Below are 21368 nucleotides of genomic sequence, written 5' to 3'. Positions count from 1 at the left end.
GGACGTGGAGAAGGGTCGCTCGGCGTCACCCCAGCTGCCTTTTCAACGCGTAGAGCGCGTCCATTGCCTCGCGCGGGGTCATGTCGTCCGGGTTGATCGCCTTCAGCGCCTCTTCGACCTTCGATGGGCCACGCCGCTCCTGTTCGCGGCGCACGGCCACCTGGAAGAGTGGAAGGTCGTCGATCAACTGGCTGGCCGGGTTCTTGCGGTCGGCGTCCTCCAGCTTGTTCAGGACGTCGCGGGCGCGTGCCACCACCGCCTCCGGCAAGCCGGCCAGTTTCGCCACCTGGATGCCGTAGGACCGATCGGCGGCACCTGGCCCCACTTCATGCAGGAAGATCACGTCGCCATCCCACTCCTTGACCCGCATCGTCGCATTCGACAGCCGGCCGAGCTTTTCCGACAGCGCCGTCAGTTCGTGGAAGTGGGTGGCAAACAGGCCCCGGCAGCGGTTTGCCTCGTGCAGGTGCTCGACGGCAGCCCAGGCGATCGACAGTCCGTCGAAGGTGGCCGTGCCGCGGCCAATCTCGTCGAGGATGACCAGCGACCGGTCCGTCGCCTGGTTGAGGATGGCCGCCGTCTCGACCATTTCGACCATGAAGGTGGAGCGGCCGCGGGCCAGATCGTCCGAGGCGCCGACGCGCGAGAACAGCCGGTCGACGATCCCGATCTGCGCCAGTTCGGCGGGCACGAAGGAGCCCATCTGCGCCAGGATGGCAATCAGCGCGTTCTGGCGCAGGAAGGTCGACTTGCCGCCCATGTTGGGGCCGGTCAGCAGCCACAGCGCGCCGAACCCGCCGTCGCTCTTCGGCGACAGGTCGCAGTCGTTGGCGATGAACGAGGTTGCCGACTGCCGCCGGAGTGCCTGTTCGACGACCGGATGGCGGCCGCCCTCTATGCGGAACTGGCGGGACGCGTCAACCTGGGGACGGCAGTAGTTCCACTCTTCCGCCAGGAGCCCCAGTCCGGCGGCCACGTCGATGACCGAAAGCGCCTGTGCACCGGCCTTTATCGCCTCAGCCTTCTGCAGAACGGCACTGGTCATCGTATCGAAGGCGGCAAGTTCGATCGTCAGCGCCTGATTGGCGGCGTTGGCGATGCGAGTTTCAAGATCGGCAAGCTCCGTCGTCGTGAAGCGCATGGCGTTGGCCATGGTCTGCCGGTGGATGAAGCGGGACTTGGCCTCCGGCGTGTCGATCATCGGCCCGGCATTGCCGGCGGTCACCTCGATGAAGTAGCCGAGCACGTTGTTGTGCTTGATCTTCAGCGACTTGATGCCGGTCTCCTCGGCATATTGCAGCTGCAGGCCGGCGATCACCCGCCGCGACTGGTCGCGCAGCGCCCGCACCTCGTCGAGTTCACCATCCGCACCAACGCGAACGAAACCGCCGTCGCGCTTCATGAGCGGCATTTCGTCGGCCAGCGTATCGGCCAGTTGCTGCTCCAGTGCGGCGGGCAGCGCGGCAAGGTCGCCAAGTGCAGCCGAAAGCTCTTCCGGCAGCAATGCGGAACCCAGAAGTTCGGCGATCCGCCGTGCGGCTGACAGGCCCTGACGGATGGCGTCGAGGTCCCGCGGCCCGCCGCGATCGAGCGCCAGCCGAGACAGGGCGCGCGGCATGTCCGGCACGTGCTTCAACGCACCGCGCAGATCGCCGCACAGGGACGGCTCGTCGATCAGGAAGGCGACGCTGTCGAGCCGCCGATTGATCGGGGCTGGATCTGTGAGCGGCGACATCAGCCGCTCGGCCAGCAGGCGGGCGCCGCTGCCGGTGACGGTTCTGTCGATGGCCTTCAGCAGTGACCCGTCCCGATCACCCGACAGCGTACGCGTCAGCTCAAGGTTTGCCCGCGTTGCCGGATCGATGAACAGCGTCGAGGCGCCGCTCTCGCGTTCCGGTGCGCTGAGCGGCGGGCGCTCGGCGATCTGGGTCTTCTCGACATAGGCGACGGCGGCCGCCGCCGCGGCAAGCTCTGCGCGCGAAAACGTGCCGAAACCGTCGAGAGTCGAGACGCCGAAATAGCGGGTGATCCGGGTTTCGGCAGTGGCGCTGTCGAACAGCACGCCTGGCTGCGGCACGGCCACCCGGCCAAGGATGTCGAAGGTCGACTTGAGGTCCGGGTCGTGGAAGACCGTGTCGGGCACGATCAGTTCGCTGGGCTCGATGCGCATGATGTCGGCGAGCAGCCGCAGCGGCGTCGTCTCGGCAAGCCTGAAGACGCCGGTCGAGATGTCGATCCAGGCGAGCGCCATCTGCACGTCGGCCGTGCCCCTGATCCGCGCCAGCGCCATCAGGTAGTTGGCTTGCGACGGCGACAGGAGCTTGTCTTCGGTGAGGGTGCCAGGCGTCACCAGCCGCACGACGTCGCGCCTGACGACGGATTTCGAGCCGCGCTTGCGTGCCTCGGCCGGATCCTCGACCTGCTCGCAGACGGCGACGCGGAAGCCGAGCGAGATCAGCTTCTGCAGATAGTCGTCCGCCGCATGGATCGGCACGCCGCACATCTGGATGTCCTGCCCCATGTGCTGGCCGCGCCGGGTGAGCGTGATGCCGAGCGCCCGCGCCGCTTCCACGGCGTCCTCGAAAAACAGCTCGTAGAAATCGCCCATCCGGTAGAACAGCAGGCTGTCCGGATTGTTGGCCTTGATCTCGATATACTGCTCCATCATCGGCGTCGCCGAGGCGCGGCTTTCCGGCGAGATCAGTTCGGCTGTATTCAAGACTTCTGAGGTGAGGCGTTCCAAGAGGGTCCGGGCCGTTGTCTGTTGCGCAGGATGACCCGCGACACTACCGAGTGTGCGCCCGACAAGACAATATCGGCGCCTCTAAACTTCTCGGATGCCCACAACATGCTGGAGCCGGCATGTCCGGCATGCGCTGACGACAATCGTGAGCGTCGAAGGGCGGAGGCGCCCGGTGCTCCAGGGGGAACAGCCGTCGAGACGGGCCAACCGAGGCTGCTGACCTCGGACGGGACCATCGGCGGATGCGGCGGGCGTTTTCTGTGGTCGGCTAGCTCGGGAAGCGGCCGGCGGCAGTGCCGAAGTGGTTGATGTATCTGCCGGAAATGACCGAGGTCGGCAGCACGATCAGCACGTCGGTGGTGTTGAAGGCCTGGTCGACAACCGCCCCTTCGCCGATCATAGCGCCGAGACGCAGATAACCCTTGATCAGCGGCGGCATGGCGGAAAGCGCCCGCTTCGGACTGACCGCCTCGTCCGGCATCAGGTCCATCTGGCGAAACAGGTCGGGCTTGGCGGAGACGGCCCATTCGCCCTTCGCCCGCACCGAGTGATGAAGGAACGACATTGCCAGCGCATGTTCTTCAGGGCGGACGCCCGGGAAGGAGGCACAGCCGAACATGGCGTGCATGTTGTGCTTCTGAGCATAGGCCCAGTTGCCCTGCCACAGCAGCTCGACGGTCCGCTTGGTGCGATATTCGGGCAGCACGCAGGAGCGGCCAAGCTCCATGAAGCGCTTGTCCGGATGACGGGCCAGCAGCGGCTCGATGTCGAATTCGCAAGCGGAATAGAAGCCGCCATGCGCCATCGCCACTTCCTGGCGCAGAAGCCGGTAGGTGCCGACGATCTGGTCTTCCGGATCGCCGTCCAGCGCCGTATCGACTACCAGCAGGTGATCGCAGATCTCGTCGAAGCTATCGATGTCGCGCTTGCGGCGCATGGCATCGGCCGGCAGTTGCGCGTGCATTTCCTCGACGAAGACACGGAAGCGGAGCGCCTGCGCCGCATCCACTTCACGGGAATTGCGGGCCAGCCGCGTTTCGAGACTGCCGATCCGGCCAAAGACGCCCTCGGCAGGACGCGCCATCGACGGGCCCTGGTCGACGTCGATCTTGGTTTCGCGATCTAACAAATCCATGGTCATGGCGTGTCGCCCGTCCTTAGTACCCGGCCCCATAGAACACCAATCTGCGACAGGAAAGTGACAATGACTGAAGGAGTATACAGCCGGCTGGAGATTTATGACAGTGGTTATGAAACGCGGCGATGCTGTGGCGAGACGGGAACAACGGCGCCGATTTCCTCCAGCAAACGCTGGGGGTCGAGCGGCTTCTGGAGCACGCATCGGGCACCGCCCTCAAGCATCGTTGCGACAAGAGCGGGGTTGGTTTCGCCGCTCAGCACCAGCAACGGCACCCTCTCCAGCAGCTCTCCGGAGACACTCTGCAACGGCAGAAGCTCGGCAAGATCGCCATCTGGCATGTGGATGTCCGAGATGACGAGGGCTGGCGGGCTGTCATGCGCCAGCGCCTGCCGAAGCCCGGCAAGATCCGCCACGTGATGGACGAGGAAACCCGCCTTGCGCAGCATGGCGCCGACCATCAGGGCGCTCACCGGATCATCCTCGGCCAGCAGCACCGACAGGCCGGCCTCCCATCGCTGCGGCTGGGCCGGCATGGAAACCGCAACCGTCTGCCGGCGAACCTCGCTTGAGCGCTGGCTGCCGAACCCGCCGAGCCGTCCGCGCAACACATCGACCAGCGACTGCTCGCGCAGCGGCCTGATCAGCCAGGCGTCATAGGCGTCCCAGGACTGAGTGCCGCGTTCTTCCGGGCTGACCAGCAAGATGCGGCGCAAGCCATCGTTGGCGATATGGTCGGCGTCGGCAATCCGGTGATCGACGACCATGTCGGTGAAGGAAAGGCCCTGGCGTGCGAGCGTATCGATCGCGCGGACTGCCTCTTCGGCCGTTCTGACATGCCGACAGCGTCCGCCGAGTGTCTCGATCGTGGCAATCGTCGCTTCTGCCGCGCTGCCGACGGGCGCCAGCAGGAGGACGCGCGAGGAGCGCAGGAGGAGCATTCGGTCCCTGCCCTCCTTCGGTCCGTCTGCCGAGAGTGCGGGGAAGCGGATGGCAAAGGTCGTGCCCCTGCCCTTGCGGCTGTTGACTGACAGCGACCCGCCGAATTCCTTCAGGATGCGTGCCGAGATCGACAGGCCGAGGCCGGCGCCGCCGCTGCGCTGTGTCGCGGAACCCGCCTGCTCGAATTCGCCGAAGATGCGCTGCTGTTCATCGGCGGTCATGCCCGGCCCGGTATCGGCGACGGTGATGACGATGTCGGATGCGTCGAGCCCGACGCGGATCAGCACGCCGCCCGCCTGGGTGAACTTGACGGCGTTACCGATGACGTTGAACAGCACCTGGCGCAAGCGTGCCGGATCGAAATCCATCAGGTTGGGTACGGCGAAGGAAACGGTGGCGCCAATCTCGATGCTCTTTTCGTGGGCGCGCGGCGCCAGCATCTCGACGACGCTTTCGAGCAGCTGGCGAAGGTTTTCGGCTCGGCTGTTGAGGCGGAAGCGGCCAGCCTCAATGGTCGAATAGTCGAGAAGGTCGTCGACCAGTTGCGCAAGCGCCGACCCCGCCTGCCGGATGCCACCGACATAGTTCGTCTGCTCCGGTGTCAGGCCCGACTGCTGCAACAACTGGCTCATGCCGAGAATACCGTTGAGCGGCGTGCGCAACTCGTGAACGACGGTGGCGAGCTGGCGAGACTTGAGGCTGCTCGCCTCCTCCGCCTGCATCCTCGCATCCTCTCGCTCATGGGCCAGACGACGCTCCGCCGTCACGTCACGCGCGGCACTCAGAACCAGAAGATCGGCGGGATCGGCGCCGCGGACGACGACGTCCTGCCAGGCATAGATGCGGATGCCGTCCCGCAACGCGAATTCGACGTCGCGCGGCAGGCCTGGCTCGGCCGATACCGGCAGCCCAAGCTCCTCCAGCGTGCAGCCTTCGGGTGCCGAACAACCGGTCATCGTCTGGAAGGTCCGGTTGGCGCCACAGATCGTACCGTCGGCAAGACGGATGACCGCTGCGACCTGCAGCAGCTCGTTAGCCTGCAAGAACGCCAGGGATGCGGGAGGCAGATCTTCGGCCAGCGATGCAACAGCCTGCCGATCGTTCGGAACGGATGATCCGAAAGCCTTGCGGAGACGGTCGTGAAGGTCGGCAAGATCACGCATGGAAACATGCATTAGCACATGTTTCCTTCCGATTGATTACGATGCCGGACGACCGACCGCGGCAGTTCTCAGGCGGCGGGCGAGCGCCGGCGCGCGTGCAGGATCTCGTCGAGAACGACGCAAGCCGCGCCGATGGTGATGAAGCTGTCGGCCAGATTGAACACCGCGAAGGACCAGCTCTGCATATAGAACAGGATGTAATCCACCACGTGCCCGTAGAACAACCGGTCCAGCAGGTTGCCGATGGCACCGGCGATGATCAGCGCGAAGCCCGTATGCGCGAGCGGCCGGTCCTTCGGCGTGCGCCGCCACATCCAGATGACGAAGGCGACGATCAGCAGCCGCATGCCGACGATGAACCAGCCCTCCATATCCGACAGCATCGAGAAGGCGACGCCGAGATTGTAGGTCCGGTAGAGGGCGAGGAACGGCACGACGTGCACCGGCTCCTGCAGCGGCAGATAGGCCTCGACCGCCACCTTGATCAGCTGGTCGGCAAGCACCGCGAGAATGACGAAGACCAGGATCGGCATCGGCCGGGAGAACAGCGTGGGCTTCGAGGGTGTCAGTTCTACGTCCGTCGTCATTTGGTCTCCAGGGTCAGCAGATGGCGGCGAGCTTCGAAGAGCATGACGGCAGTGGCGACCGCAAGGTTGAGCGAATCCGCCCTGCCCTGCTGCGGGATGCGCGCCAGCCTGTCGGCCGCCCTGGCAAGCGTTTCCGGCAGCCCGGACTGCTCGTTGCCCATCAGCAGCACCGTCGGCTTGGGGCGGTAGTCGATGGTCCGATAGTCGACGGCGCCGGCAAGATGCGTGGCGACGACCTGGGCGCCGGATCCCTTGCTCCAGCGCAGGAACTCTTCGGCCGTTGCCCGATAGATCGGCAGCGCGAAGACCGAGCCCATGGTGGCGCGCACGGTTTCCAGGGAGAACGGATCGGTGCATTCGCCGACCAGGATGACGCCGGAAGCGCCGGCGGCATCGGCGGTGCGGATGATCGTGCCGAGGTTGCCGGGATCGCGGACGCGGTCGAGCGCGACGAACGTCTCGCCGGATGCCGGCTTGAGGTCTGAGAGACGTTTCCACTGATGCTCGAATATGCCGACCACCATCTGCGGATTGTCGCGCCGGGTCACCGACGACAGCACCTTTTCACTGACCTCCAGCACCAGGCCGCCGCGCGCGATGGTCTTTGCCGCCACCTGCTCCACCAGCGGCTTGCCCTTGGCGGCCTTGGCGTAGACGAGCGTGCGGATCGCCCAGCCGAGCTCGACCGCATCGATCACCAGCTTCAAGCCCTCGGCAAGGAACGTACCGGTTTCCTCGCGGTCCTTCTTGTTGGTGAGCGCCTTGATGTCCTTGATGATCGGGTTCGAGAGGCTGGTAACCTCCTTGACCTGCCCGACCCGGCCCGTGAAGTTTCTGCGATCCTGATCCGTCATTCGTTTACCCAGCGGCTGAACAGGGAGGTAGAGAGGGCGCGTGCGGGCGTCTGTCCGTCGGTACCGGCTTCGCGGATGACGAGTTCGCCGGATTCGACGATACCCCCCGCGCCGCGCATGGTCTCGCGCATCAGTTCGTGGATCGAGTAGAAGCTGGCGCGGATCGAGTAGGCTGTCAGCACCATGCCGACCGCCTTCGGCGACAGGATCTCGCGGCAGATGTCGAGCATCGACGGAAGCTGTTCGAAGAGGTGGAACACTTCGCCGTTCGGTCCGCGCCCGAACTTCGGCGGATCGGCGAGAATGATGTCGTAGCGGCTGCCGCGACGCTCTTCGCGCTGGATGAACTTCATCGCATCCTCGCAGATCCAGCGGATCGGTGCCCGCTCGAGGCGCGACAGCGCCTGGTTCTCGCGCGCCCAGCCGATCGCCTTCTTCGAGGCGTCGACGTGCGTGACCTCGGCCCCGGCAGCGGCTGCAACCAGTGAGGCGACCCCCGTGTAGCCGAACAGGTTGAGCACCTTCAGCGGTCGCCCGGCGCGCTCCACCTGGGTCTTCATCCAGTCCCAGTGAACGATCTGCTCGGGAAAAACGCCGACATGGCGGAAGGCGGTGAACCGGCCGAGGAGATCGACGCCGAGCAGCGAGACCGGCCAGGTTTCGCCGAGCGCCACCTTCGGAAAGCGCCAGCGGCCCATTCCGTCCTCATCTGTGTCGCCGGTGAAGACGGCATCGACCTTCTCCCAGACATGCGCCGGAAGTGACGGCTGCCACAGGGCCTGAGCCTCGGGCCTGACGATCCGGTAGGGGCCGTATTGCTCGAGCTTCAGGCCCGCGCCGCTGTCGATCAGGTGAAAATCACCAGCGCCGGACGATTCCAGGATGACCGGCACCCGCTCGCGCGGCAGATCGCCAGTGCGGGCGATCAGCGGGCGGGCTTCGGCAGCCTCTGCGCGAGGGGCAGGCTGCTCGGATTTATGACGGGCGGCAGGTGGCGCGGACCGCTGTTCGGGCACGCGCTGCGGCTTGTCGCGGCGTGGTGCGGCCGGCGCTTTCTTCGATGATCGCGACTCCTGCCGCTCGGGTCTCTTCTTCAACGCGTGTGCTCGCTGTTTTGCGGAATTCGTGGAGCAGATAGCATCGGCAAAGCCCTTGGCAAAGCGCTTTCCCTTCTGCGATACAGGAGAGGAGGAGCGCTGGCGGAAGGAGCCGCCGGGAGGAGAACCATGGAAATCACTGGTGAAGAGCGAATCCTCGCACCGCGATCGGTCGTGTGGCAGGCGCTGAACGACCCTGATACCCTGCGCCGATGCATCCCGGGCTGTCAGGAGATCGAGCAGCGATCGCCGACCGAACTGTCGGCCACCGTCAAGCTGAAGATCGGGCCGGTCTCGGCAAGCTTCAAGGGCGACGTGACGCTGTCGAACATCCAGGCGCCGGAGAGCTATCGAATCTCAGGCGAAGGCAAAGGCGGCATCGCCGGCTTCGCCAAGGGTTATGCGGATGTGGTGCTGGTCGAGGATGGCGAGGAGACGATCCTGCGCTACCAGGCGGATGCGCAGGTTGGCGGCAAGCTGGCCCAGCTCGGCTCCCGGCTGATCGGCTCCACCTCGCAGAAGCTGGCGCATCAGTTCTTCGCCGACCTGAATGCCGCGATTACCGAGCGGACGCCGGTGGACGAGACCTGATCGTTCAGGTCATTCAGGCCTTGTGGGCGGCAACGAGGCTTGATCCGTTTGCCGGACGCCGGGTCTCCGGCAGGCCGATCTCCTTCTCACGGCGGATCGCCGCGCGCGCTTCGATGCGAGCCTGCTTGCGGTACTTGCCCTGCGCCACCCAGGTGGCTGCCGAACCGATCACCATGCCGAGGATGATTGCCAGGAACAGGTAGACGAAGAACGGGCCGTCGACCGACAGCACCGGATCCTGCGGCTGGAAGGGATTGAGCGCCAACGTCACCGTCTGCCGATTGGCGACGCACAGCACGATCAGGATGATTGCCACCGGCACGAAGACGACAAGGCTGGCGATTTTCTTGATCCGGCTCATTGCGGTCTCCCGACAGAGGTTTGCAGGCCGCGCATCGGCGCGGCCATCATCATGGGTAGGATAGGAGGCAGACGCCGGCTTTCAAGGCGACTGGGTCCAGGGGACGGCGGAAAGCCGGTTTCAGGACGGACCTTTCAGTCCTCGTCTTCCTCGTCGGCAAGATCGGGGTTCAGCCGCTCGCGCAGTTCCTTGCCGGTCTTGAAGAACGGCACCCACTTCTCCTCGACGAACACTGTTTCGCCGGTGCGCGGATTGCGGCCGGAGCGCGCCGGCCGATTCTTGACCGAGAAGGCGCCGAAGCCGCGCAACTCGACGCGGTTTCCGCCGGCCAGGGCATCGGTGATCTCATCCAGAACCGCATTGACGATATTTTCGACGTCACGGTGGTAGAGGTGCGGGTTTCGCGCCGCAACGATCTGCACCAGCTCCGATTTGATCACGGCTACCCCCTGAAAGAATTGGTCTTTTCAATCGCCAACCTGCCAAACCGAGACCAGACCGTCAAGGAACAACTTCCGGCCCATGAGGTCCTGGACGGCACCCGGTACGCCGGCCGGATCGAAGCCGGCAAGCCGAGCGATCTGCGACACGGCGGAGGAGAGCGAAAACAGTCCGCCTTCAGACTGCTTTTCCCACTCGACGATCGGCAGCTGGTCGGACACGCCGCGCGTCGACAGGTAGCTGCGGATCTCCGGAACGCCGCCGAGCGTATCGATCAGCTTGACCTTCAGCGCTTGCCGGCCGGTGAAGATGGTGCCGTCGGCCAGCCTCAGAACCTCCTCGCGCGGCATCTTGCGGCGGTCGGCGACGAGATCGACGAACCAGTCGTAGCTGTCCATCACCATGCTGCGGATCATCGCCTGGGCTTCCGGGCTCGGCGCGTGGAACGGCGACGGCTCGGCCTTCAGCGGCGCCGACTTAATCTCCTGCAGCGACACGCCGATCTTGTCGAGCATGTCCTTGACCTGCGGGTACTGGAAGATGACGCCGATTGAGCCGGTGATCGAGCTTTCCCCGGCAATGATGGTATCGCCGGCCGTGGCGATCATGTAGCCGGCAGACGCGGCCAGCGTCCGGACGTCGGATACGACAGGCTTTTCGGCAGCCACCGCACGCAGCGCCTTGAAGATGCGCTCGCCGCCGTAGGTCGTGCCGCCAGGCGAGGAGATCGAGACGATCAGCGCCTTTGCCTGGCTGTTCTTGCGGATGCTTTCGAGACGCTCCAGCAGTTCGTCGTCATCGGTGATCATGCCGGAGATGTCGATGCGCGCCACATGCGGGCGCACGGAGGTTTCGGCGCCGCCCATGGTGACGCTGTAGACGGAGAAGCCGATGGCGACCAGCAGCACGGCTGCGGCAACGCGCCAGAAGGTGAGCTTGCGGCGTAGCTGCCGGCGATCCGCGATTGCAGACTGGTCCATTATGCTTCCTCGTCTCTATTGCATGCGACCCGCCCCTCTGGGATGAGCCTCGGTCGGAGTACACGATTTTGTGTCATCCGTTATTGTTTCTTGATGAATAAAAGCCATATTGGGTTCCGATGGAAGAGGCACGTCCTCATTGTCCCGCCTGACACGCCGAAACGACACGACAGGTTTATGCTGCAGAAAATGATTGGCACATTGCAGGCCGGCCCGGCCGCAGGAGAGCGCGTCGATGCCTACAAGGCAGCGCTGGCGCATTCCCGCCGCGTGCGACGGCTGAGGTTCATGCTGCCGGTCGCGGCGCTGGTGATTTCCGCCGCCTTCATCGTCGTCTCCTTCGTGCGCACCTACCTTCCTGAAAATCTGACGGTCCAGAGTGCGCGGATCGAAAACGGCAAGATCGTCATGGAAAGCCCGGCGATCGCTGGCCGTAACGAGAAAGGCATCAGCTACTCGCTGAATGCGACGCGGGCGCTGCAGGATATTGCCGATCCCAACATGATCACGCTCGAGAACGTCAAGGCGGCGATGCCGCTGAATGCCGACGTTATGGCGCGGGTGACGGCCGAAGGCGGTATCTTTGACCGCTCGGCCGACAAGCTGAACATGACGGCGCCGTTCCAGGTCAACCTCAGCAACGGCATCACCGCGAATTTCAAGTCGGCGCATCTCGACGTGCCGAAAAGCATCATGGAAAGCTCCGATCCGGTCGAGATCAAAACAACCGACGCGTCTATTGTTGCGCAGTCGATGAAGATATCGGATAACGGTCAAACCATTACCTTTGTCGGGCAGGTCCAAGTCAACGTGGCCGGCTCAGCTATTCACCAAGAAGGCAACCAGAGCCCGTCCCGATGACCCTTCGCCGCACCCTCGCCACACACAGTGTTTCATGTCTCGTCGCGGCCCTGGCCATCGCCGGGACCATCTCCTCAGCCGGAGCCCAAACCACCAGCAAGACGATGGGAGGGATGAAGCTGTCGAACGACAAGCCCATCCAGATCCAGAGCGACCAGCTGGAGATCAAGGACGAGGAAAAGAAGGCCTTCTTCACCGGCAATGTCGAGGTTGTGCAGGGCACGACGACGATGAAGTCGCTGAAGATGACCGTCCTCTACAAGGGCGAAGGCGCCACGGTTTCCGCTGGGCAGACCGATATCGACAAGATCTTCATCGACGGCAAGGTGCTGCTCACATCCGGCACCCAGCAGGCGACCGCCGACAACGGTGTCTTCGACATGGCGTCGCAGACCTTTGTGCTGACCGGCAAGCAGGTCGTGCTGTCGGATGGTCCGAACGTCTTCAAGGGCTGTAAGCTGACCGTGCTGATGACCACCGGCGAGGCAAAGCTCGACAGTTGCGGCGGTCGCGTCGAGATCATGCTCGATCCCAAATCGCGTCCACAGCAGTAAGCCCAGCACTCAACAAAGTCACAAAACTTGATGTCCCTGTTCTCCCGGCGCACTAAGACGGACGCACCAGAAGGCTTCGACCCGCGCGACAAGGCGCGGTACGAAGGCACGCTGATCGCGCACAGCCTCTCGAAGACCTATGACACGCGCCGCGTCGTCAACGGGGTGTCGCTGATCGTGCGCCGGGGCGAAGCCGTCGGCCTGCTCGGTCCCAACGGCGCCGGCAAGACCACCTGCTTCTACATGATCACCGGCCTTGTCGGTGTCGACGAAGGCATGATCGCCATCAACGGCAACGACGTGACGCGCATGCCGATGTATCGGCGCGCCCGCATCGGTGTCGGCTACCTGCCGCAGGAAGCCTCGATCTTCCGCGGCCTGACGGTCGAAGACAACATCCGTGCCGTCCTTGAAGTGCACGAGCGCAGCCGCGACAAGCGCGAGCGCAAGCTCGACGAACTGCTCGAGGAATTCAACATCAGCCGGCTACGCAAGGCACCGGCTGTGGCCTTGTCGGGCGGCGAACGTCGCCGCCTCGAAATCGCCCGCGCCCTGGCGACGGATCCGGCCTTCATGCTGCTCGACGAACCGTTTGCCGGTGTCGACCCGATTTCGGTCTCGGACATCCAGAATCTCGTGCGTCACCTGACGGCCCGCGGAATCGGCGTGCTGATAACCGACCACAACGTGCGCGAGACGCTTGGCCTGATCGACCGCGCCTACATTATCCATGCCGGCGAAGTCCTGACGCACGGCCGAGCCGACGACATCGTCAACAATGCGGACGTTCGTCGCCTCTATCTGGGCGACAAGTTCCATCTGTAACGCCCCGGCCGGCAAGAAAACGCCGGCTGCCGCTCTGCAGAGCTTGACCAAACCTCCTAAACACGCAATTTTTGGGCCAAGTGCTCTTCGTAACCCATTTCCTGCGCGGAACCGGGTGCAATTGGAGGTTTAGGGAGTTTAGCGTCAGCCATGGCATTGTCCGCCAGCCTTTTCCTGCGCCAGACCCAATCACTTGTGATGACGCCGCAGCTGATGCAGTCGATTCAACTGCTTCAGATGACGCATTTCGAACTCAACCAGTTCATCGCTCAGGAAGTCGAGAAGAATCCGCTGCTGGATTTTGCGCCAGCTGATGGCGAAACGGGCAGCGACGTGCCCGATCCTGCGGAGATCCATGCGCACCAGCACCGCGATGACGGCCCGGGCAGCGGCGAGACGCAGGCTGACTGGTTCGACAGCCCGTCCGGCGCGCCGGAGCCTTTGGGCGAAAGCCTCGACGCCGATTTCGAGAACGTTTTCCCCGACGATGCACCGCAACGCCGGCCCGACGCACCCGAGCTGATCAGCCAGTGGAAGTCGATGCCCGGCGGCGACGGCGGCGAAAGCTTCGATCTCGACGACTTTGTCGCCGGCGACGTGACGCTGTTCGATCATCTCGCGCAGCAGATCCCGTTTCTCCTTCCGACCGCGAGGGAGCGGTTGATCGCCCGGCACCTGACGGACCAGCTCGACGACAACGGCTACCTGCACGGCGAGATCGCCGAGGTGGCCGAACAGCTCGGTGCTGCGGAAGCGGAGGTCGAGGATGCGCTCGCCGCCCTGCAGACGCTTGATCCGCCGGGCGTCTTTGCAAGGACGCTCCGTGAATGCCTGGCCATCCAGCTGCGCCAGAAGGACCGCTTCGATCCGGCCATGCAGGCACTCGTCGCCCATCTGGAGCTACTGGCCAAGCGTGATTTCGCCGCCCTGCGCAAAATCTGCGGCGTCGACGACGAGGACCTGGTCGACATGCTGGCCGAGATCCGGGCGCTCAACCCGCGCCCCGGCAGTGGCTTCCAGTCCGGCGTCTCGGAATCGATCCTGCCGGATATCGTCGTGCGCGCCGCCAATGACGGCGGCTGGGCGATCGAACTCAATCCGGACACGCTGCCGAAAGTGCTGGTCAACCAGACCTATTTCCAGACGGTGTCGAAGCGCTCGGTGAAGCCTGCCCGTCCGGACGAGGACCAGAACTTCTTGTCCGAATGCCTGCAGAACGCAAACTGGCTGACCCGCAGCCTGGACCAGCGGGCGAAGACGATCATGAAGGTGGCAACCGAGATCGTCCGCCAGCAGGACGCGTTCCTGGTGAATGGTGTCGATCATCTGCGGCCGCTGAACCTGAAGACGGTCGCCGATGCGATCAAGATGCACGAATCGACCGTCAGCCGCGTCACATCCAACAAATACATGCTGACGCCGCGCGGCCTTTTCGAGCTCAAGTATTTCTTCACCGTCTCGATCAACTCGGCGGAGGGTGGCGACGGACATTCTGCGGAGGCGGTGCGTCACCGGATCCGCGCGCTGATCGAGAAAGAGACGCCGGAGGCCGTGCTGTCGGACGACGATATCGTCGTCAGCCTGAAGACCGGCGGCGTCGAACTTGCCCGCCGCACGGTCGCCAAGTATCGGGAAGCGATGAACATTCCGTCCTCCGTGCAGCGGCGGCGGGAAAAGCGGGCAAGGGCCGGCATCGCCGCCTGCTGAGCTTGCGGATTGCCGTCGCGGGGGACTGCCGTGTCTTCATTTTCCCCACGTTCCTCTAGCCTTGTGCCAGGCGCTCCGGTGCACCTCTCGGGCCCGCCCCGAGCGCTGCCGTTGACTTTCCCCTCGCCCCCCGCTAGAAGCGCGCCGCACCGGCACAATGGTAGGAACGCGCACGCAACAACGTCCGATAATTGGGCAATCGGCATACATTTAAGCTTTGCCTCACGAGGAACGCTTGGATGAGTGGACGGCTTGACGTAGACTGCACTTGCAAGTCACGACAAGAAGGAAGGAATTCCATGAGTGTGCGCGTATCCGGAAAGCATATGGAAATCGGCGAGACGTTCAGGCAACGGATCGAGACCCATATTGGGGAGGCGGTTACGAAATACTTCGACGGGGGCTATGCCGGGCAGGTTATCGTCCACAAGTCCGGCTCCCGTTTCGCAACGGACTGTAACCTGCATCTCGACACCGGCGTTGTTCTGCATGCTGCAGGCGAGGCCAACGATCCGCAGGTGAGCTTCGATGCCGCCGCCGAACGCATAGAGAAGCGATTGCGGCGCTACAAGCGCAAGCTTCGCGACCACCATGCGGGCACAACCCCGAACGGCTTTGCCGAGATCGCCTATACGGTGATGGACAGCGTGCCGGAAGGACCGGATGAGGTGCCGGAGGATTTCGCGCCGACGATCGTGGCGGAAAGTTCGCGGCCGTTGAAAACTATGACTGTCGCAAGTGCCGTCATGGCGCTCGACATGACCGACGAGCCGGTCCTGTTCTTCAGGAACCCGGCGAAGCAGTTGAACATCGTGTACCGCCGCAACGACGGCAATATTGGCTGGATCGACGCCGCCAGTATCAAAGGCTAAAAGTCTGACGGGAGTGCGGCTGCGCACTCCCATACTCCCGACCCCGGGGGTAGAAGGGATGATAAGAATGGCGTTGGCAGATCTCCTGCAACAGGATGCAATTATTCCCGCCCTCAAGGTGAATTCAAAGAAGCAGTTATTGCAGGAACTCGCAGCCAAAGCCGCCAAGCTGACTGGCGTGCCGGAGCGGGAAATCTTCGACGTTATTTTGCAGCGCGAGCGATTGGGCTCGACCGGCGTCGGACACGGCATCGCCATTCCGCACGGCAAGCTCGGCAGCATCGACTCGATCAAGGGCCTGTTCGCCCGGCTGGAAACGCCGGTCGATTTCGAAGCACTGGACGACGAACCCGTCGATCTGGTCTTCCTGCTGCTGGCTCCGGAAGGGGCTGGCGCCGACCATCTGAAGGCATTGTCGCGGATCGCCCGCGTGCTGCGCGACCAGGACCTGGTGGCAAAGCTCAGGGCAACCGATTCCGCATCCGCAATCTACGCCTTCCTGAACGAGGAGCAGGCGTCGAACGCCGCCTGATCCGACGTATCCGCATAAGAGAAAGGCCCGCCATCCTTGCCGGATTGGCGGGCCTTCCTGTTTCCGGTGTCGGTTCGTCCGCGACTCAGGCCTTGTCGGCCGTATCGCCGGCGTTGTCAGATGCAGCCGCATCCGCCTTGGGGCCACCCTTCGCCACACCGACCATTGCCGGGCGCAGAACACGCTCGCCGATGACGTAACCGGCCTGGACGACCTGCACGACGGTGTTGTTCGGCACAGCCGGGTTGGGGATCTCGAACATCGCCTGATGGAAGTTCGGATCGAATTTCTGACCTTCCGGATCCATCTTCTTGACGCCGTGGCGCTCTAGCGCCGACAGCATGGCGCGCTCGGTCATGTCGACGCCTTCGATCAGCGCCTTGAGGCCGGCGTCTTCGCTGGCCTTGGCTTCGGCTGGAATGGCATCCAGTGCACGGCGCAGGTTGTCGGAGACGGCCAGCATGTCGCGGGCGAATGCGGTCACCGCATAGGACTTGGCATCCTTGACGTCGCGGTCCGTGCGGCGGCGAAGGTTGTCCATTTCTGCGGCCAGGCGCAGGAAGCGATCGCGCAGCTGCTCGTTTTCAGCCCGAACCGCTTCAAGCGGATCGGGTGCCGGTGCCTCTGCCTGCGCGGCGTTCTCTTCCAGGGCGGAAGCGACGGCCTCTGCGATGTTCTCGTTCTCAGACGCGTCAGGTCCGTTTCTCTTCGACTCGTCGGTCATGACGTACTCCGGTCAGTGTTGTCGGATTTTGTGCCCGATATCGAGGTTCGGCGCTGAAAAATCAAGGCTTGTCGAGCGATCTCGGGACATGGCTAGAGAGGATTGCGCGTCATCCGGCTGAGAAGCTGGGCCGTGTAATCGACCATCGGAACGATGCGCGAGTAATTGAGACGGGTCGGACCGATGACGCCGACCGCACCGATAATGCGTTCTTCCTCGTCACGATAGGGTGCGACGATGAGCGACGAGCCGGACAGTGAGAACAGCTTGTTCTCCGAGCCGATGAAGATCCGCACGCCCGGCCCGGTTTCGGCGAGATCGAGGATCTCGATCAGGCTGTCCTTCTTCTCCAGGTCGTCGAAAAGCAGCCGCAGCCGGTCGATGTCCTCCGTGCCGGCGAGCCCTTCCAGCAGATTGGCGCGGCCGCGAACGATCAGCCTCGCCGGCTTGCCTTCGTCGCTGTCTCCCGCCCAGACGGCAAGTCCGCGCTGCACCAGATCCTGCGACAGCGCGTCGAGTTCCGTCTGCACCTGCTCCTTGAGGCTGGTCAGCTGGGTTCTGAGCTCCGGCAGGGTCTGGCCGGCAAGATGCGCGTTGAGGAAGTTCGCCGCCTCGACGAGCTGCGACGAGGTGACGCCTGCGGGCAGGTCGATGATGCGGTTCTCGACCTGATTGTGTTCGCCAACGAGAATTGCGAGTGCCTTGGTCGGCTCCAGCCGGATGAACTCCACATGCTTGAGGATGGGATCGTTCTTGGTGGTGATGACGATGCCTGCCCCGCGGGAGACCCCCGACAGCATCCGCGTCGCTTCCAGCATCAGGCTTTCCATCGGCCGGTCCCGATCGACGGAACGGATCTGCCGCTCGATGCTGGCGCGCTCGTCCGCCGACAGATCGCCGACCTGCATGAAGGCATCGACGAAGAAGCGCAGGCCCGTCTGGGTCGGCATGCGGCCGGCGCTGACATGCGGTGCATAGATGAGACCGAGCTCTTCCAGATCGCTCATGACATTGCGGACGGACGCCGGCGACAGCGACATCGGCAGGAGACGCGACAGATTGCGCGAGCCTAGCGGCTCGCCGGTATCCAGATAGCTCTCGACGATGCGCCTGAAGATCTCGCGCGAGCGATCGTCGAGCACGGACGCGGCTTGGCTTCCCGATGACTGCAGATCCATTCGACGCATGTTACCCGATCATTCCTGTTCTGCCTGAATATAATGACGCAGACCCCGATGGCAAAACGGATTCGCCGCCCGACCGGCTGCGGCACGCCATTCCGCCGGGTTTTCCTTTGCAAAAGCGCCGCCCGCGCCTTAAGACGCCCTCACGTAACGTCAGGAGATGAGCATGCGACCGTCAGGCAGAAAAACCGATCAGATGCGCAAGGTGAGTTTCGAGCGCAATGTGTCGAAGCATGCGGAAGGCTCCTGCCTCGTCAAGTTCGGCGATACGCACGTGCTGTGCACGGCGAGCCTTGAAGAAAAGACGCCGCCGTGGCTGCGCAATTCCGGCAAGGGTTGGGTGACGGCCGAATACGGCATGCTGCCGCGCGCCACGGGCGACCGGATGAAGCGCGAGGCAGCTGCCGGCAAGCAGGGCGGCCGCACCCAGGAGATCCAGCGTCTCATCGGCCGCTCGCTGCGCGCCGTCGTCGACCTGGAAGCGCTCGGCGAAAAGCAGATCACCATCGACTGCGACGTCATCCAGGCGGATGGCGGAACCCGCACGGCCGCCATCACCGGCGGCTGGATCGCACTGCACGACTGCCTGAAGTGGATGGAAGCGCGCAGCATGATCAAGCTCGATCGCGTGCTGAAGGATCACGTCGCGGCAATCTCCTGCGGCATCTTCGCCAGCCAGCCGGTGATCGACCTCGACTACCTTGAGGACTCTGCTGCCGAGACGGACGCCAACTTCGTCATCACCGGAAGCGGTGGCATCGTCGAAGTGCAGGGTACGGCCGAAGGCAAGCCGTTCAGCCGCGAAGAACTCTCGCACCTGCTGGATCTGGCGACCGCCGGCACCGCGCAGCTGGTCGAGATGCAGAAGCAGGCGATCGGCGGCTGAGGTCGGGAGGCAGCGGTTCGCCGCTGCCATCGCCCCCCCGGATGCGGGTGATGCAGCGCCATGGCAGGAGCAGGCAGCATGACCATCGACGGCATTCTCGAGACAGCCCTGTACGCCGAGGATCTCGATGCAGCGGAACACTTCTACGGCGGCATCCTTGGCCTTCAGAAGCTGATGCGTGCCGGCGACCGCCACGTCTTCTACCGGTGCGGGCCGGGCATCCTGCTGATCTTCAATCCGCACGAGACGGTGAAGCCCCCGCCCGACGATGCGCTGCCGGTGCCGCCGCATGGCGCGATCGGCCCGGGGCATGCCTGCTTCCGGATGGACGGCAAGGCGATTGACTTGACCGTCGAAAAGCTGAACAAGGCCGGCATCCCCATCGAAAGCGATTTCCGCTGGCCGAATGGCGCCCGGTCGATCTATTTCCGCGATCCGGCCGGCAACAGCCTGGAATGCGCGGAACCGAAACTCTGGAACCTGTAGGTCCGACATGCGCAAGCTCGAAACCCGCACCATCGTCGTTGCCAGCCACAATGCCGGCAAGATCCGCGAGATTGCCGACCTCATCGGCCCCTTCGGCTTTTCCGCCAAGTCTGCAGCTGAACTAAGCTTCGCCGAGCCGGACGAGACAGGGACGACCTTCGAGGAAAACGCGGCGATCAAGGCGCTGGCTTCGGCCAAGGCATCGGGCCTGCCGGCGCTGTCTGACGACAGTGGCATCGTCATCGACGCGCTGGATGGCGCGCCCGGCGTCTACACGGCCAACTGGGCCGAGCGCGAGGATGGCACCCGCGACTTTCCCTGGGCAATGCAGAAGGTCGAGACGGCGCTGCAGGACAAGGGCGCGACGACGCCGGAGGCTCGCACAGCGCGTTTCGTCAGTGTTCTCTGCCTTGCCTGGCCAGACGGCCATACGGAAATGTTCCGCGGCGAAGTGGAAGGCGTCATTGCGCCGGAACCGCGTGGCACCCAGGGCTTTGGTTACGACCCGATCTTTCAACCGGACGGTTTCGACACCACATTCGGCGAGATGAGCGCCGAACAGAAGCACGGCTGGAAGCCCGGCGACGCGCAGGCGCTTTCTCACCGGGCGCGCGCTTTCAAGATCTTTGTCGAAACCTGCCTGGAAGGCTGATCCTTGCTGACCGATGCCCCTCTCCTGCCCGATACCGGCGAACCGGGCTTCGGTCTCTACGTGCACTGGCCGTTCTGCGCGGCGAAGTGCCCGTATTGCGACTTCAATAGCCATGTGCGCCACCAGCCGGTCGACCAGCAGCGCTTCGCCGCTGCATTCCTGCGCGAAATGGACGCGATGCGGCTGCTCAGCGGCCCGAAGACCGTCACCAGCATTTTCATGGGCGGCGGCACGCCGTCGCTGATGCATCCGGCGACCGTTGAGGCCATCCTCGACGGCATCGCCAGCCGCTGGCACGTGCCTCAAGGCATCGAAGTGACGATGGAGGCCAATCCGTCGAGCGTCGAGGCCGATCGCTTCCGCGGCTACCGGGCCGCCGGCGTCAACCGCGTGTCGCTCGGCGTTCAGGCGCTGAATGACCGGGACCTGAAATTCCTCGGCCGCCTCCACAATGTCGAGGATGCGCTGAAGGCCATCCGCCTGGCGCGCGAGATTTTTCCGCGGATGAGCTTCGACCTCATCTATGCCCGCCCCGACCAGACGGTCGAGGCGTGGGAACGCGAACTCAACGAAGCCGTCACCTACGCGGTCGATCACCTGTCGCTCTACCAGCTGACCATCGAGGAGGGCACGCCCTTCTACGGCCTGCACAAAGCCGGCAAGCTGATCGTGCCGGACGAGGACCGGGCAGCGGATCTCTACGAGGCGACGCAGCAGATCACCGCAGGCTTCGGCATGCCGGCCTACGAGGTATCGAATCACGCCAAGCCTGGCGCCGAGAGCCGCCACAACCTCACCTACTGGCGCTACGGCGACTATGCCGGCATCGGCCCCGGTGCCCACGGGCGGCTCACGCGCGGTGGCTCGAAGATCGCAACCGCCACGGAGCGTCGTCCCGAAGGCTGGCTGGAACTGGTGGAGCGCGAAGGCCACGGTATGGTGGACCAGGAGATCCTCGGTGGTGACGAACAGGCCGACGAACTGCTGCTGATGGGGCTTCGCCTGCGCGAAGGTGTTGATCTTGCCCGCTGGCAGCAGTTGTCGGGCCGAGATCCGGACCCGCAGCGCGAGCAGACTTTACTGGAACACGGCTTCATCGAGCGGCTGGGAAATTCACGCCTGCGCTGCACACCGAAGGGCATGCTGATCCTCGATGCCGTGGTCGCCGACCTCGCCTTCTAGAGGAGA

At 64.0% G+C, this 21368-nt stretch carries 22 protein-coding genes; 11 read left to right on the top strand and 11 right to left on the bottom strand.

Annotated features, from left to right (window positions below; translation table 11 throughout):
- Positions 1-25: 25 nt before the first annotated feature.
- From mutS to ACR65N_RS17270, 6 genes are all read right to left on the bottom strand, one after another.
- The gene (gene mutS / locus ACR65N_RS17295; protein WP_440458131.1) at positions 26-2668 is read right to left on the bottom strand and encodes a DNA mismatch repair protein MutS; all 2643 of its coding nucleotides are present in this window, start codon (positions 2666-2668) and stop codon (positions 26-28) included.
- A gap of 343 nt (positions 2669-3011) precedes the next feature.
- Positions 3012-3884 (bottom strand): l-ornithine N(alpha)-acyltransferase, encoded by an 873-nt coding sequence (olsB, locus tag ACR65N_RS17290; protein WP_440458007.1) that lies wholly within the window; start codon positions 3882-3884, stop codon positions 3012-3014.
- 107 nt (positions 3885-3991) lie between these two features.
- Complete coding sequence (locus tag ACR65N_RS17285; protein WP_440458006.1) at positions 3992-5998, bottom strand: ATP-binding response regulator; 2007 nt, start codon at positions 5996-5998, stop codon at positions 3992-3994.
- Positions 5999-6054: 56 nt separating this feature from the next.
- Positions 6055-6573, bottom strand: coding sequence for a signal peptidase II (gene lspA / locus ACR65N_RS17280; RefSeq protein ID WP_440458005.1), 519 nt, complete (start codon positions 6571-6573; stop codon positions 6055-6057).
- Positions 6570-7427, bottom strand: coding sequence for a TrmH family RNA methyltransferase (locus ACR65N_RS17275; RefSeq protein ID WP_440458004.1), 858 nt, complete (start codon positions 7425-7427; stop codon positions 6570-6572). Before ACR65N_RS17275 ends, lspA begins: the two co-directional genes overlap by 4 nt.
- Complete coding sequence (locus ACR65N_RS17270) at positions 7424-8524, bottom strand: class I SAM-dependent methyltransferase (protein WP_440458003.1); 1101 nt, start codon at positions 8522-8524, stop codon at positions 7424-7426. Before ACR65N_RS17270 ends, ACR65N_RS17275 begins: the two co-directional genes overlap by 4 nt.
- Positions 8525-8653: 129 nt before the next feature.
- On the opposite strand from ACR65N_RS17270, the gene ACR65N_RS17265 reads away from it, so the two are divergent.
- Complete coding sequence (locus ACR65N_RS17265) at positions 8654-9115, top strand: SRPBCC family protein (protein WP_440458002.1); 462 nt, start codon at positions 8654-8656, stop codon at positions 9113-9115.
- Between the two features lie 13 nt (positions 9116-9128).
- On the opposite strand, the gene ACR65N_RS17260 is transcribed toward ACR65N_RS17265, so the two are convergent.
- The 3 genes from ACR65N_RS17260 to sppA all read right to left on the bottom strand — a co-directional run bounded on the left by ACR65N_RS17260 (position 9129) and on the right by sppA (position 10897).
- On the bottom strand, positions 9129-9476 hold the full coding sequence (locus tag ACR65N_RS17260; RefSeq protein ID WP_430306134.1) for a LapA family protein: 348 nt from the start codon (positions 9474-9476) through the stop codon (positions 9129-9131).
- 134 nt (positions 9477-9610) lie between these two features.
- Positions 9611-9916: an integration host factor subunit beta gene (locus ACR65N_RS17255; RefSeq protein ID WP_430306135.1), complete on the bottom strand. Its 306-nt coding sequence runs from the start codon at positions 9914-9916 to the stop codon at positions 9611-9613.
- 27 nt (positions 9917-9943) lie between these two features.
- A complete protein-coding gene (gene sppA, locus ACR65N_RS17250) occupies positions 9944-10897 on the bottom strand; it encodes a signal peptide peptidase SppA (RefSeq protein ID WP_430306136.1) in 954 nt (317 codons plus the stop codon).
- 177 nt (positions 10898-11074) lie between these two features.
- Between sppA and lptC the strand changes: the two genes are divergently transcribed.
- From lptC to ptsN, 6 genes are all read left to right on the top strand, one after another.
- Positions 11075-11758: an LPS export ABC transporter periplasmic protein LptC gene (gene lptC / locus ACR65N_RS17245; protein ID WP_430306556.1), complete on the top strand. Its 684-nt coding sequence runs from the start codon at positions 11075-11077 to the stop codon at positions 11756-11758.
- Positions 11755-12312 (top strand): LptA/OstA family protein, encoded by a 558-nt coding sequence (locus ACR65N_RS17240; protein ID WP_430306137.1) that lies wholly within the window; start codon positions 11755-11757, stop codon positions 12310-12312. The genes lptC and ACR65N_RS17240 overlap by 4 nt, the downstream gene beginning before the upstream one ends.
- Positions 12313-12342: 30 nt before the next feature.
- Positions 12343-13137, top strand: a complete 795-nt coding sequence (gene lptB, locus ACR65N_RS17235) for an LPS export ABC transporter ATP-binding protein (protein WP_430306138.1) — start codon at positions 12343-12345, stop codon at positions 13135-13137.
- 150 nt (positions 13138-13287) lie between these two features.
- The gene (rpoN, locus tag ACR65N_RS17230) at positions 13288-14844 is read left to right on the top strand and encodes an RNA polymerase factor sigma-54 (protein WP_440458001.1); all 1557 of its coding nucleotides are present in this window, start codon (positions 13288-13290) and stop codon (positions 14842-14844) included.
- Positions 14845-15143: 299 nt separating this feature from the next.
- Positions 15144-15716 carry a ribosome hibernation-promoting factor, HPF/YfiA family gene (gene hpf, locus ACR65N_RS17225; RefSeq protein ID WP_430306557.1) on the top strand — a complete coding sequence of 191 codons (573 nt, stop codon included), beginning with the start codon at positions 15144-15146 and terminating at the stop codon, positions 15714-15716.
- 67 nt (positions 15717-15783) lie between these two features.
- Positions 15784-16248, top strand: a complete 465-nt coding sequence (gene ptsN, locus ACR65N_RS17220; RefSeq protein WP_430306140.1) for a PTS IIA-like nitrogen regulatory protein PtsN — start codon at positions 15784-15786, stop codon at positions 16246-16248.
- A gap of 85 nt (positions 16249-16333) precedes the next feature.
- Here the strand turns inward: ptsN and grpE are convergent, their stop codons facing one another.
- The gene (gene grpE / locus ACR65N_RS17215; RefSeq protein ID WP_430306141.1) at positions 16334-16972 is read right to left on the bottom strand and encodes a nucleotide exchange factor GrpE; all 639 of its coding nucleotides are present in this window, start codon (positions 16970-16972) and stop codon (positions 16334-16336) included.
- A gap of 92 nt (positions 16973-17064) precedes the next feature.
- Positions 17065-18150, bottom strand: a complete 1086-nt coding sequence (gene hrcA / locus ACR65N_RS17210; RefSeq protein ID WP_430306558.1) for a heat-inducible transcriptional repressor HrcA — start codon at positions 18148-18150, stop codon at positions 17065-17067.
- A 172-nt stretch (positions 18151-18322) separates the two neighbouring features.
- Between hrcA and rph the strand changes: the two genes are divergently transcribed.
- From rph to hemW, 4 genes are all read left to right on the top strand, one after another.
- Positions 18323-19042: a ribonuclease PH gene (gene rph / locus ACR65N_RS17205; RefSeq protein ID WP_440457999.1), complete on the top strand. Its 720-nt coding sequence runs from the start codon at positions 18323-18325 to the stop codon at positions 19040-19042.
- Between the two features lie 78 nt (positions 19043-19120).
- Complete coding sequence (locus ACR65N_RS17200) at positions 19121-19528, top strand: VOC family protein (protein ID WP_430306143.1); 408 nt, start codon at positions 19121-19123, stop codon at positions 19526-19528.
- Between the two features lie 7 nt (positions 19529-19535).
- Positions 19536-20180: an RdgB/HAM1 family non-canonical purine NTP pyrophosphatase gene (gene rdgB / locus ACR65N_RS17195; protein WP_440457998.1), complete on the top strand. Its 645-nt coding sequence runs from the start codon at positions 19536-19538 to the stop codon at positions 20178-20180.
- Between the two features lie 6 nt (positions 20181-20186).
- The gene (gene hemW / locus ACR65N_RS17190) at positions 20187-21362 is read left to right on the top strand and encodes a radical SAM family heme chaperone HemW (protein ID WP_440458130.1); all 1176 of its coding nucleotides are present in this window, start codon (positions 20187-20189) and stop codon (positions 21360-21362) included.
- Positions 21363-21368: the final 6 nt, after the last annotated feature.

The organism is Rhizobium sp. SAFR-030 (assembly GCF_059415005.1).
Note: the sequence above shows the minus strand (reverse complement) of the source record. Positions and strands in the feature narration are given on the sequence as shown.

What these genes read in the sequence shown, in the direction of transcription:
- ACR65N_RS17275 (WP_440458004.1), bottom strand. Translation starts at nt 7,427, where the DNA reads ATGACGGATCAGGATCGCAGAAACTTCACGGGCCGGGTCGGGCAGGTC.
- ACR65N_RS17240 (WP_430306137.1), top strand. Translation starts at nt 11,755, where the DNA reads ATGACCCTTCGCCGCACCCTCGCCACACACAGTGTTTCATGTCTCGTC.
- lptB (WP_430306138.1), top strand. Translation starts at nt 12,343, where the DNA reads ATGTCCCTGTTCTCCCGGCGCACTAAGACGGACGCACCAGAAGGCTTC.
- rpoN (WP_440458001.1), top strand. Translation starts at nt 13,288, where the DNA reads ATGGCATTGTCCGCCAGCCTTTTCCTGCGCCAGACCCAATCACTTGTG.
- mutS (WP_440458131.1), bottom strand. Translation starts at nt 2,668, where the DNA reads ATGATGGAGCAGTATATCGAGATCAAGGCCAACAATCCGGACAGCCTG.
- ACR65N_RS17265 (WP_440458002.1), top strand. Translation starts at nt 8,654, where the DNA reads ATGGAAATCACTGGTGAAGAGCGAATCCTCGCACCGCGATCGGTCGTG.
- lptC (WP_430306556.1), top strand. Translation starts at nt 11,075, where the DNA reads ATGCTGCAGAAAATGATTGGCACATTGCAGGCCGGCCCGGCCGCAGGA.
- ACR65N_RS17285 (WP_440458006.1), bottom strand. Translation starts at nt 5,998, where the DNA reads ATGCATGTTTCCATGCGTGATCTTGCCGACCTTCACGACCGTCTCCGC.
- ACR65N_RS17260 (WP_430306134.1), bottom strand. Translation starts at nt 9,476, where the DNA reads ATGAGCCGGATCAAGAAAATCGCCAGCCTTGTCGTCTTCGTGCCGGTG.
- olsB (WP_440458007.1), bottom strand. Translation starts at nt 3,884, where the DNA reads ATGACCATGGATTTGTTAGATCGCGAAACCAAGATCGACGTCGACCAG.
- grpE (WP_430306141.1), bottom strand. Translation starts at nt 16,972, where the DNA reads ATGACCGACGAGTCGAAGAGAAACGGACCTGACGCGTCTGAGAACGAG.
- rdgB (WP_440457998.1), top strand. Translation starts at nt 19,536, where the DNA reads ATGCGCAAGCTCGAAACCCGCACCATCGTCGTTGCCAGCCACAATGCC.
- rph (WP_440457999.1), top strand. Translation starts at nt 18,323, where the DNA reads ATGCGACCGTCAGGCAGAAAAACCGATCAGATGCGCAAGGTGAGTTTC.
- hpf (WP_430306557.1), top strand. Translation starts at nt 15,144, where the DNA reads ATGAGTGTGCGCGTATCCGGAAAGCATATGGAAATCGGCGAGACGTTC.
- lspA (WP_440458005.1), bottom strand. Translation starts at nt 6,573, where the DNA reads ATGACGACGGACGTAGAACTGACACCCTCGAAGCCCACGCTGTTCTCC.
- ptsN (WP_430306140.1), top strand. Translation starts at nt 15,784, where the DNA reads ATGGCGTTGGCAGATCTCCTGCAACAGGATGCAATTATTCCCGCCCTC.
- sppA (WP_430306136.1), bottom strand. Translation starts at nt 10,897, where the DNA reads ATGGACCAGTCTGCAATCGCGGATCGCCGGCAGCTACGCCGCAAGCTC.
- hrcA (WP_430306558.1), bottom strand. Translation starts at nt 18,150, where the DNA reads ATGGATCTGCAGTCATCGGGAAGCCAAGCCGCGTCCGTGCTCGACGAT.
- ACR65N_RS17200 (WP_430306143.1), top strand. Translation starts at nt 19,121, where the DNA reads ATGACCATCGACGGCATTCTCGAGACAGCCCTGTACGCCGAGGATCTC.